Below are 12,862 nucleotides of genomic sequence, written 5' to 3'. Positions count from 1 at the left end.
TTCAGGAGGCGGGGGTGCCGGGCTTCCAGTCGGGGTGTCCGGGCATCGGCGGGGTCTTGGTGCCGTACAGCCAGTCCTTGAGCAGGCCGCTGACATCACGCCCGGACACCTGGTTCGCGACGGTGATGTAGTCGGCCGTGCTCATCACACCGTCCTTGAACCGCGACACCACCGTGCGTTCGATCCGCTCGAAGGTCTGCGCGCCAACGGTTTGGCGCAGCGCGTACAGCGCGAGCGCCCCACCGACGCGTTGGGTTTGGCCGGACACCGGCTTGGGCCGCGCCGGGGCTCCCTCACGGTCACGGTTCTCCTGGTCCATCTCGTAGTTGAACCGCATGCCCGCGGCGAAGGCATCAGGGGAACCGGGCTGGCTCAGCTCGGAGTCGTACCAGGTGCCGTAGAAGTGGGCGTGTCCCTCGGCGGTCCAGTCGTCGTCGAGGTTCACGGGGGTGACGGATGCACCGAACCACTGGTGGTTGAGCTCATGGGTTCGCAAGTAGTCCGCCGGGTCACTGGCCAGTGTCGATGCCGCGATGGTGGTCATCGTCTGGCTCTCGAAAGGGCTGATGGTGCCCAGCGGGGCGAAGATCCCGTAGGTGCCGAAGGGGTAGGCACCCAGCCTCGCGGTCTGCCACCGCAGCTGGTCGTCAGTCCTGGCCAGCGTTTTCTCGAGCTGGTCGGCCTGGGCGGTCGGCACGACATCACGAATGGTGACCCCGTCCGGGCCAGGGCGGGTGATCAGCGAATAGGGGCCGACCGCGATCTGCCCGTCGTGCGCGGGCATCGGGTGAACCATGCGATAGGTGCGCGCGGTCCGGCCGCCAGGCAGCTGCCGGGTCTGCGTCAGATCGCCGTTCGCCACCCCGGTCAGGTGGGCGGGAGCGGTGACGCTGATGGTGTACGTGGCCTTGTCCGCGATGTCGTTCTTGCACGGGTACACGTGGTGCATGGTCTGGTGGTTCTGCGGGGAGATGGCGAAGCCGTCATCGATCTCCCGCCATGGACCGCGGTTGTCCGGTCCATTGGACCTGGTGACCACATAGTCGACGGTGACCGAGAACTCCGCGCCGCGGGCCAGCGGCTTGGGGGTGACCAGCAAGCGCTCGCCGCTGGCCTGGAACCTGGCGGGTCGCCCGTTCACCGTGACCTGGCTGACCCGGCCGCCGCCGAAGTCCAGCGCGAACCTCGGCAACGCACCGGTGGCCCTGGCCTTGAGTGTGGTGGTGCCCGCCATGTCCTTCGAGCCGGAGCGGTACTCGAGGCTCACGTCGTAGTGCAGCGCGTCGTAAGCATCCGTTACGGCGGGACGGGCATCGGCGCCCGCAGCGGCGCCCAGTGCGGCCGTGGCGCCGACCACGACGATCGCGATCATGCGGTAGGTGGTTTTCACAGCCGCGAAGTTAGGAGCCACGCGTCCGCGGCCCGTCCCTGTCGTGTCCCAGTTGTGTCGCAGCGGTCACTGTGGCGTGCAGCGTTCGGCCAACACAGCCAGGAAGCTCTCCCCCCAGGCGAGGATTGTCGACTCCTCGAAAAGATCGGTCGAGTACTCGAACACCACGCGGATGGTGTCGTCGGACGGGATGATCACCGCGTACAACTCGTTGCGAGCCATACCAGGATGGGACAGTTCGCGCAGCGTAGCGCCGGGCAGGCCGAACGTCGGCGCGGGCGTTGTCACCACGGTGAACAGGACAGTCGGGAAGAGGCCATCCGCCTCGGACGGGGCGACCAGCCGCGCGACCTCGGTCAAGGGCAGAGCCTGGTGGTCGAGCGCCGTGTACACCGTTTCGGCCATCCGAGCCACCACGTCTGGAAAACCGCCGTCCGGGCGTACTCTCAGCAGTACCGCGTCACCGAGCGGACCGACGATTTCGTCGTGGTCGCCCTGCAGGCGATTCGCGCTCGACGCGGCCAGCACGATGTCCGGCTGGCCGCAGAGATCCGATATCCACGCCGCGAAGGCCCCGGCCAGCACCATGTAGGGAGTGCTTCCGAACTCGGCAGCCCGTCTGCGGACCCCTTGAGCGACCGGAGCACCGGCCACGAACTCGTGACGAGCGCCGCGGCCGGACAACCTGCCAGGGCGCGGATGGTCGACGGGCAAGGCCAAGCGCAACCTGGCGCCGTCCAACTCCTTGCGCCAGAAAGCTTCCAACTCCGCTCTCCGGGGTGGAGCGAGGTTGCTTCGTTCGCAGCGAACGTACTCCGCGAACTGTGCTCGAGGCGGTCGTAGCTGAGTCCCTCGGTACAGCTCGCCGATCTCACGCCACAAGATGTCGAGCGACCACGCGTCGCACACCGAATGGTGCCACACGACAACGAGTACCCACCGAGCATCGCTGATTCGTGCCAGGCGGAACCGGAACAGAGGTGCCTCGGTCAGTACGAACACCTCGCCCACCTGCTCCCGGCACCACCGCTCAACGTCATCCGGGTCCAGGTCGGTGACCGGGAGCTCAACGGGAACCTGCGCCAGGACCTGGATCGTGTCGTCGGACAATCTCATCCGCAAGGCGTCATGCCTGCGCACCAGTTCGGTGAACGCCTGGGTCAGCGCGGTCAGGTCCAGCGGCCCTTCCACGTCGACGCGATGCGCGATGTTGTACACAGCCGGGTCGACGCGTTCGTGGTGTCTTTGCCAGAGCCTGCGCAGGAACGACGTCATCGGCAACTCCGTCTGCCGTCGTGCTGCCACAGCGCGGATCGTCGGCGCGTGGAAGAAGTCCGTGATGGACAGCTTCAGCCGGTGTTCGGCAGCTATCCGGTTCACCAGTCTGATCGCCGTCAACGAGTGGCCGCCCAGTTCGAAGAACGACGCGTTGACTGGCACCGACTCCCTGCCCAACTCCGCGCACCACGCCGCGTGCAGTGACCGCTCCAGGTCGTCCGCAGGCGTGTCGTCGTTCCTCGCCCTCCCGTATGTCGGCGCCGGGAGCCGGTCGCGATCCAGCTTTCCGCTTGTGTTGTAAGGCAGGCGATCGAGCTGCACCCACCGTCGCGGTATGGCGTGGCCCGGCAACCACTCGGCGAGCTCGTCAGCGAGGTCCCCGCGACCGGAGACCACATACGCGACGAGTTCCGGCTCTCCGTGCACGTCAGGCCGAGCCACCACAGCGGCGTCGACGACGCCGTCCAGCTCCTGCAGCACGGCCTGCACCTCGCCGGGTTCGACCCGGTGACCGCGGATCTTCACCTGGTCGTCGATCCGGCCGACGAACTCGACCGTACCGTCCGCCCGCCAACGGCCAAGATCACCCGTGCGGTACACACCGTTGAACGGCGACCGCACATAGCCCTGGGCTACTGCGATTCCGGCGATGTGGATCTCCCCCACCGCGCCAACGGGAACCTCACGACCACCGGAATCGAGCAACAGCAGTTCGACGCCGTCGATCGGCGCACCGATCGGTGGGCGGGATTCGCTCTCGTGGTCGACCAGCTGCGAGGTGACGATGATCGTCGTTTCGGTCGGACCGTACTGGTTGTACAACGCGCAGGAAGGGTGCTCGGCCAGGAACCGGCGTAACGCTGGTGTGACGGACAAAGCCTCCCCCGCCGAGAATATCTCACGCAACGACGGCAGGGACGGCAGCGACTCCACGAGATACTTCAACGGCGTGAAAGGCAGGAACAATCGCTGGACGTCGTACTTCGCCACCACGGCAGGCACGTCGTGCCGCATGTCCTCGGTGATCAGCACGAGCGTCGCGCCAGCGGCGAGCGTCGTGAAGATCTCCTGCACGCTCACGTCGAACGCCGTCGAAGTCCACTGCAGCGTGCGCAGCGCCCGGTGGTGCCGCAACTGCCAACGAACCAGGTTCACCGGCCCGCGGTGGGGCACCACCACGCCTTTGGGCCGCCCAGTCGACCCCGATGTGTAGATGCAGTACGCCGGGCTGTCCGGCGTTGTGGTCACTGCGGGTGGCGCGGAGTCCAGGTCGTCCGCGCTCCCCCACTCACTGAGGACCTCGGTCGTGAGCAGGAGCGCGACCGCGCAATCCGCCATCATGTACTCGCGCCGCGCTTTGGGCGTATCCACATCGATTGGCAGGTAGGCCGCACCGGCCTTGAGAACGCCTAGCATCGCGGTGATCTGCTCGGCACCACGCGGCAGGAGCACCGCGACGAAGTCCCCCGGGCCGATCCCGCGTTCGTGCAACCGTCTGGCCACCCGGTTGGCGTGTTTGTCCAGGTCCCGGTAGGACACCTCGATGTCCTGCCCGAGCAATGCGACGGCGTCCGGCGTATCGGCGGCCTGGCGTTCGACGAGATGGTGCAGACCTTCGGACGGCACCGCGACCGGCGCGCCTTGCCACGAGTTCAGCGCGGCCCGATCGTGCTCGGTGAGCGTCACCAGCTCGGACAACACCGCATCGGGACGGGCCATCGCGCGGCGGAGCACTGCCTCGACGAGATCGAGGACGCGACGCACTGTGACCTCGTCGAACAGCCTTGTGTCGTACTCGACCGAGCAACGTAGCCCGGCACGGTGCTGCGTGAGGTAGAACGTGATGTCGAAAGGCGCTCGATCACTCGGTACGTCGAGCAGATCAACGGTCAACGGCGCCGCGAACTCGACTTCCTCGGCGTTCTCGAACTCCACCATCACCTGGAACAACGGGTTGCGGCTCGCGTCTCGCGTCGGGTTCAGCGCCCGGACGAGCTCGTCGAACGCGACGTGGCGGTGCTCGTAGGCAGCAATGGTGCGGTCCCGCACCTGGCTCACCAGGTCGGCGAACGCCGGATCGCCGGACAAGTCCATCCGCAACGCGACCGTGTCGAGGAACAGACCGACCTCACCTTGGGCATCCGGTGGCCGGTTCGTCACTGCGGTGCCTATCACGACGTCGTCCTGGCCACTGAACCGCCCGAGCGCCGCGGCGACCGCACCGAGCATGGCCATGAACGGTGTGACTCGGTGGCTCGCGCAGAATCGTGCCAGTTCACGCGTGAACTTGAACTCGTGCGTGAAGCTCGCGCCTTCGGCGTGCCGTGCCACCGGACGGGGCCGGTCCGTCGGCAACCGCAGCACCGGGGCGTCCGCCAGCTCTCGTTGCCAGAACTCGAGATCGGCCTCCTTGGCCGATCGGCTGTGTTCGGGCGTCACCCTTATGTCCACAGTGGGCAACGTGCCGCCACTGTAGTGGGCGGCCATGTCCCGGACGAGCACCGCCGTCGACGACGAGTCGAACACGATGTGGTGCGCCAGCAGGAAGAGCAGGTGGTGCTCGTCGTCCAGCCGCAGCAGCCTGGCCAGCACCAGCGGACCTTCCGCCAGGTCGAAGATCTCCCGGCCGACCGTGCTGAGCACCGAGCGCAAGGCCGTGGTCTCGTCGGTGCCGGTGTAGTCGAGCACCGGGCAGTCGAACTCGACGGCAGGCAGCACGACTCGATGCGGTTCACCGTCCTGCTCGCGAAAGACAGTCCGCAGCTCAGGTTGCCGGTGCACGGCAGCTTGCAGCGCGGCAATCAGTTTCCGCTCGTCCAGCCGGCCGGTGAACCTGATGGCTTTGGGCTCGTGATACGCGCTGGTGTCCGGATGCAGCTGTTCCATCAGCCAGACTCGTCGCTGCCCCGGCGACAACGGCAACCGCGGCGTCGAATACCGCTCGCGCAGACGGTCGACGGCAGGCAATGCCTCGATGACGTTCCGAGTCGGCACACCGAAGTCCACGAAGCACGCGATCTCGTTCACACCGGCGGCGATCAGCCGGTCGGCGACAGCCGCGACATCCTGCTCGGCACCGATCAGCGCGCGCGACTCGCAGTATCGGCGGTAAGCCTGGTCGAGCAGGAAATCGACGTCCTCCTCAGGCGTGTTCGCCAGGTCGATGTCGAACCCGAGGCTGTTCGTGACCTGGTCGAACAGGGACAGCGAAGACCGCAGGTAGGCACAGAACGGCTGGTAGGCCTCGGTTATGGCATCGGGGCCGACGTGGGTGTGCACGAGCACGACGACTCGGCCCGCGGCCGGGTCGAGGCCGTGTTCACGGCGGGTGCGCCGGTACAGGGCGATGTTCTCCGCGAGTTGGTCCACGGTCTGCACCATCAGGTTCGTAACGACCCCGAGGTCCTCTTCAGCAGCCCGCCGGTAGCTGTCCGGGTTGCTCACCACCGCGACGAACATCGGTGGCCGTTGCTGGATCGGACGGGGGTACAGCCGCACGTCGATGGGCTCGCCGCTGCCGGAAGTGGCCTCGATCGCCTCGCCTGACCACAGCCGCCGCACTGTGTCCAACTGTTCGTACATGAGCTCGCGGTGCTTGCCGAAGTTCTGGGGCGCCAACGCGAAGTCCCCGGCGTGCCAGCCACTGGCGAAGCACAGCCCGACACGGCCGCCGGACAAATTGTCCACGACCGACCACTCCTCCGCCACCCGGATGGGATTGTGCAGCGGCAGCACGACGGAGCCGGCCTGCAACTTGATCCTTCTGGTGCGGGCGGCGAGTGCGGCAGCGAGCACCGACGGGTTGGGGAACAACGCGCCGAACGAATGGAAATGCCGCTCCGGCAGCCAGACCGAATGGAAACCGTGCCGGTCCGCGAACTCGGTGGCCGCGTTGATCAACTCGTACTTGTTCGTCTCCTGCTGTTCCGGGTAGTCCCCGAAGAAGTAAAGACTGAAGTCACAGGACACGCCACCGCTCTGGGTCGCCCGCTCGTCGGGCACAACTGGTTCGGGCGGCGCGGAAAGCACCACCGGCTCGGGATCGCGCTCCCGCACAGCGACGGTGGCGGTGTTCTGCGGAGGCAGCTCGACGGAACTGGTCGTCAACATCGCCAGTTGCCGTTCCATCAGGTCGACCAGGCGTTCACCGAGGCGCAACTGGCGGTCCACCGTCTCCTGTACGACCGACGCCGGTCGGCTCACCGTTTCCGGCTCGTCGGGGACATCGACGATCTCCGGCTCGGTACCGATCAGCGATGCGAGCTTGCGGGGAGTGTCAGCGTCCGCGAAAAGCGTACGCACGGGCACCTTTGCCCCGAACTCCGCGTCGACCGCTCGTGCCAGGCTCATCAACGTCAACGAGTCCGCGCCGAAGTCGAAGAACGACTTGTCGGCTGTCACCGCGCTCTCCTCCGCGCCCAGCACACGGGCCACAACAGCGCGCACGGAGCGCAGCCGCCCCTGCGACGGGACGACGTCAGGCGTCTGTTCGGCTTCCTCCACCGGGAAACGGGTGCGTTTGAAGGGGTAAACAGGCAACGAGATCCTGGAACCACCACGGATCACAGCCGCCCAGTTGATGTCAGCACCACGAACGTAGAGCTCCCCCAGAGTGAGCCAGAGAGCGGTGACCCGGTCGACCCCGGCGCGTTGGCTCGGCAGCCAACCGTCGCCCAGTCCAGTGAGGACTTCCCCAGGCCCGACCTCGATCACGTCGGATCCGTCCACAGCAGACATCACGAGGTCGAACCGCACCGGCTGACGCGCCTGGCGCACCAGGTAGTCCGGATCAGGCAACCACCCGACAGGACGCTCCCGACCGTCCAGGCTGCTCACGAACCGCACCCGCAACGGGTTCAACGGGACGGTCTTCGCGTAGTCCCGGAACTGCGCGAGCGCGTCATCCATCAGCGCCGTATGAAAAGCCCTGTCGAGTGCGAGCCGGGTGGTACGCACATCCGCACGGTCCAGGACCCGGCGCACCGCGTCTGGCGTACCGGCCAACACGTGCGCCTCGGATCCGTTGACCGCAGCGAGCACGGTCCCTGTCGCATCAGCGATTTTCTGTGCCACAGCGATATCAGCGTGCACCGCGACCATGCCGCCCGGTTCACTGTCCGCCATCAGCCGCGCGCGCTCACCGGTCAGGCGCATCCCGTCGGCCATCGTGATCGCACCACCGACGCACAAAGCCGCGTACTCGCCGAGACTGTGCCCCGTCACCGCATCCGGTGTGATGCCGAAGCTCTCCCACAGGCGCGCCAGCGCGACCTCGAACGCGAACAGCGCAGGCTGAGCGGTCAACGTCGGCCACACTGCCTCGGCACGGTCGTTCAGCAGCAGGTCGAGCAGCCCGCCGCCGTAGACATGATCGCATTCGTCGAGCACGTCACGCACGACGGGGAACACATCGTACAGTTCACGTGCCATGCCGTATCGGGCACTCCCCTGGCCGGAGAACGCGAACAGCGTCCGCGTCAACGGTTTCGACGCCTCCCGCACCACGAACCCGCCGCCACCGATCGCCACAGCCCGGCAGGCGAAGTGTGCACGACCCAACGCGAGCGTGGCAGCGATGTCCGCAGGCGCGGCGCGGACAGACCGGAACTGGTCCACGAGGTCGGCGAGCGCCTCCGGATCCCGTGCCGACAGCGGAGCGATCGTCGGCACAGGAGACGGTGGCGAGGTGCGACGCCGCGGCGGCTCTTCGAGTATCACGTGTGCGTTGGTGCCCCCGACGCCCAGTGCGCTGACTCCGGCGCGGCGTGGTCCTTCGGTCGTCCAGTCGTTCAGGCGAGTCGCCAGGACGAACGGGCTGTCGTCCAGGCGCAGTCCGGGGTTGGGTCTGCTCAGGTTGAGCGTCGCGACCAGTTCACCGTGCCGCAGCATCAACACGGTCTTGATCAGCCCGGCCATCCCGGCGCAACTGTCCAGGTGCCCGACGTTCGCCTTCACCGACCCCAGTGCGCAGAAGCCGGACCGCTCGGTGTCCGCTCGGAACGCGCGGGTCAAAGCCTCGAACTCGATCGGGTCACCCAGTTCGGTACCGGTCCCGTGCGCCTCGACGTACGAGATCGAGTCCGCCCGGACACCCGAGCGGGTCAACGCTCGTCGGATCACGTCGACTTGACCGGCCACCCCCGGCGCGGAGAATCCCGCCTTGCTCGCACCGTCGTTGTTCACCGCCGAGCCGAGGAGCACAGCGTGCACGGTGTCGCCGTCGGCGATGGCCCGGTCCAGTCGTTTGAGCACGACAGCGGCGACGCCGTTGCCGCCGACCGTGCCGTCTGCCTCGGCGTCGAACGGACGACAGCGGCCCGTGGGCGAGAGCGGTGCGCCTCGGCGGTAACCGGACTGTTGCGGCAGGTGCACCGCGGCCGCTCCGGCCAGTGCCATGTCCACCTCACCGGCCAGCAGCGACTGAACCGCGAGGTGCACGGCGACCAGCGAGGTCGAGCACGCCGTCTGGACGCCGATCGCGGGTCCGGTCAGGCCGAGCCGGTAGGCGACCCTGGTCGCCAGGAAGTCCGGTGCCTGCCCGATGACCGCCTGCATGGCGGCGGCCGAGTCACCGGTCACGGCCGCTCGCGCCTGCTGGCCGTACAGGTTCGAGCCGGATCCGGCGAACACCCCGGCGACCTCGGACGTGCCCGCGTGACCGGCGTCCTCCAGCGCGTGGTAGCACACCTCGAGGAACAGCCGCTGCGCCGGATCGGTGACCGCCGCTTCGCGCCCGTTCATCCCGAAGAACTCGGCGTCGAAAGCGTCCACGTCCTCGAGCACACCCATCACCGGCACGCGGTCCGGATCGTCGGTGCCGAACACGCTGACGCTGTCGACACCGGCCCGGAGGTTGGCCCAGAACTCGTCCACCGAGCGCGCCCCGGGAAAACGCAGTGCCATTCCGATGACCGCGATCCTGGTGTCCTGCGGTGGTTCCGCAGGTCGGGGTGCGGCGGCGACGGCGACCGCGTCGAGGTAGGCCGTCAGCGCCTCGACAGTGGGGTGTTCGAAGAGGGCAGTCTGCGCGATCTCCCTGCCCAGCTCACGCTCCAACCGATCACGCAACCGCACCAGCAGTACCGAGTCCAACCCAGCCTCGTAGAACGGCTTGTTCCTGGCCACTGGCATGCCCAGCACCGCGGCGACGCTCTCGGCTACCACGCCCAGGGTGTCGACCACCAGGCGGTCCCGCAACTTCGCGCGCTGCACCTTGCCCGACGGCGTCCTCGGTAGCTCCGCCACCGCGACGACGTGCGCCGCGGTCAGCCTCAGCCGCTGGTGCAGAACTCGACGGATCGCCTGGGCCGTCCGGTTGTCGTCATCACCGCCGACGAAGAAGATCGCGAGTTGCTCCGTGCCGCTCCGCTCGTCCGGTACGCCACACGCGGCGACCTCACCCGGTCGCACGCCGGGCGCGGTCGCGGCGACCTGCTCGATCTCGTGGGCGAAGTGGTTGTGGCCCTTGAGGACGATCACGTCCTTGTGCCTGCCGGTGATCACGAGCTGTCCGTCGGACAGGAAGGCGAGATCACCGGTGTCCAGCCAGTCCGGCTCGCTGAACGCGGCCGCGGTCGCAGCAGGGTCGTTGAGGTAGCCGGGTGTGACGCGCGGCGAGCTGATGTGCAACCTGCCGATGTGCCTGTCCGGTAGGACAACGCCGCGGTCATCGACGACACGCAGGCGCGTTTCGTGTGCCGGTGGACCGACGGCGACGAACGTGGACACGTCATGCTCAGGCGTGTCGTCGTCGGCGTAGAGGAGCTCTCCGCCAAGGCTGGACTTGCGGACGCGGTGCACGGCGTGGGGGTCGGCGAGCCGGCCGTACGTGATCGCAGTCGTCGTCTCGGCCATGCCCCACGCAGGCACGATGCAACCGGGGCCGACGCCGACCGCGTCCATGAACCGGTCGAGCACCGGCAACATGATTTGTTCGCCGCCACACAGCAACGTGCGCACGCACGACAGGTCCCACGTCTGGTCGGTCACCGCGTCCGCCACGAGCTGGTAGGCGAACATGGGTGCCCAACTGTGGTTCGCACGGTGCTCAGCGATCAGGTCGAGCCAGCGAGTGGGATCAGCCAGCACGTACGACGTCGGCGCGTGCACGTTGGTGCAGCCCGCGAACACCTCCACCAGGTGCGAGAGCAGGAACGCGCCGCTGTGGTCGAGCGGTAGCCAGTTGAGGCTGACGTCACCGGGCCGCACATCGAGAAGGCGCCTGGTGCTGGCCGCGAACCGGACCAGTGCTCGCTGGGTGAGCTGCGCGGCCTTCGGCTGGCCGGTGCTCCCCGACGACAGCATCAGGACCACGACGTCGTCGTCATCGACATCGGCGAACTCGACCGCGGGCTCGTATCGCAGACAGGAGGCCACCGTGACCACAGCGCTCGACGCGAACGACGCAGGTACAGCGTTCGCGATCACCAACGGCTCACCGAGCAGGCGCCATGTGTGCCGCAGGCGCTCCATGGCCGGTCCACCCTCATCCGCGGGATCAGCGACCGCGGCAGGCGTGATGCCGCCGAGTACGCACGCCCAGAGCGCAGGGAAGAAGTCCGCGAGCGCGAGGCCGGAGAGCACGACATGATCCCCTTGCCGCACACCGTGTGCGCGCAGCCCCGTCAGGATCCGACACGCCTGTGCCAGCAGTTGCGGGTAGGTGATCAGACGACGCACACCGTCCGCGACCACCATCACCCCGGCATCCGGGTGCGATTCAGCGGCCCGCCGCAGGGCGCCGACGACGTCGCGCGGGTCGTCCTCAGTCAGGATCAGATCGGGTCCCGATAGCCATGTCATGTCTTGTCCCCCAGTGTTTCAGCAACAGCAGAACTGCTGCGGCGGTCAGTGCGACGCCGTGGAACATCGCAACGACCACGACAGCGGGCAGGATCTCGAGCGAGGCACCTGCGGCCACCATGCCGACAGCGAAACCGGCTGTCTCGGCGGCCGAGGACAGCCCGAACAAACCACCGCGCCTGCGCTCCGGTTCCTCTTGCAGGCGCGAGGTGTACGCGATCTCGGTGACACCGTCGGCGAACCCGGCCATGGCGACCAGGCACAGCCACACCGGCGTTGGCGGTGAGGTGAACGCCAGCGCGAAGGAAATCGACATCACACCGGTGCCGAGTGCGAACATCCGCTCACCCGAAGCCGGTTTCCAATATCTCTTGACGACGTGGTGCGCCAGCAGGATCCCCACAGCCCACGCCACCCAGAACCGGCTCAGGAACGCGGCGCCGTCCTGCGTCGTGCCTGCCAACACAGACAGCGCGACGTTGTGCGACGACGACGCCAGCGCGTCGATGCCGCGCACGACCACCATCGCCAACAGCAGGAACGGCAACGCGCCCAGGGTCACCCGGGCCGAAGTGCGCTGTGGCGCCGAATCCTCGGTACGCAGGCGAACGATCGTGATCGCGAGGGCGGAAACCAGGAACGTGGCCGCGTTCATCGCGAACGCGGCTTCGACACCGCCGAAGCCGATTACGACACCCGCGCCGCCAAAGCCCGTCACCGTCGCGAACGACTTGGCGATGACCAACAACCCATTCGCCTTCACCCTGGCGCTCTGCCCGACCATCTCCGGAACAGAAGTCCGCAACGCCACCGTGAACAAGCTGTTTCCCGCGCCGAGCAACACAACGACTCCCGCGAGCACGACAACGTGCCGCGCGGACAGCACGAGCACAGTCATGGCAGCCGCCTGCACGAGGTCCGCGCCGATCATCAACCTGCGGCGGTCGAATCGACCGACCAGACGACCGGCGACCAGCCCGCCCAGACTTCCCGCTGCCAGCCGTAACGCCATCACCAGTCCGACGCCAAGGCCGCCGCCGGTGACCTCGTAGGTGTACAGACTGAGTGCGACCAGGTTGAGGTAGTTTCCAGCCGCGGACAACGCGTATCCGCCTGCCACGCACCGGAAGCGGAAGCCCACATCAGATGCCGACGTGGCTGTCATGCTGTCGTTCTTGGCGAGACAGCCGACCCTCCAAGGTCTCCGCGTTGCCGGGATGTGGAGGCGTCACGACCACGGGACGACGCGCGAACACGTAACAGGTGCGGACAGGGCCGCAAGCCACATTCGTCAACCACGATGCCCCCCACAGACAGACCTCCGACGCCTCGGCCCGGCGTCAGTCAGGCCATGATCGAACGGATCTCCGTGATCAGGATATCCAGCGCCAC

At 67.4% G+C, this 12,862-nt stretch carries 3 protein-coding genes; all 3 read right to left on the bottom strand.

Features of this window, described 5'->3' with window-relative positions; genetic code table 11:
* Nucleotide 1: 1 nt before the first annotated feature.
* The 3 genes from ALI144C_RS04345 to ALI144C_RS04335 all read right to left on the bottom strand — a co-directional run bounded on the left by ALI144C_RS04345 (nt 2) and on the right by ALI144C_RS04335 (nt 12,635).
* A complete protein-coding gene (locus tag ALI144C_RS04345; RefSeq protein WP_143230399.1) occupies nt 2-1,390 on the bottom strand; it encodes a M1 family metallopeptidase in 1,389 nt (462 codons plus the stop codon).
* Nucleotides 1,391-1,456: 66 nt separating this feature from the next.
* The gene (locus tag ALI144C_RS04340) at nt 1,457-11,470 is read right to left on the bottom strand and encodes a hybrid non-ribosomal peptide synthetase/type I polyketide synthase (protein ID WP_076985697.1); all 10,014 of its coding nucleotides are present in this window, start codon (nt 11,468-11,470) and stop codon (nt 1,457-1,459) included.
* Nucleotides 11,433-12,635 carry an MFS transporter gene (locus tag ALI144C_RS04335; protein WP_076985696.1) on the bottom strand — a complete coding sequence of 401 codons (1,203 nt, stop codon included), beginning with the start codon at nt 12,633-12,635 and terminating at the stop codon, nt 11,433-11,435. The genes ALI144C_RS04340 and ALI144C_RS04335 overlap by 38 nt, the downstream gene beginning before the upstream one ends.
* Between the last annotated feature and the right edge of the window lie 227 nt (nt 12,636-12,862).

This window comes from Actinosynnema sp. ALI-1.44, assembly GCF_001984155.1.
GTDB lineage: Bacteria > Actinomycetota > Actinomycetes > Mycobacteriales > Pseudonocardiaceae > Kibdelosporangium.
This window is presented reverse-complemented; position numbering and strand designations above follow the sequence as displayed.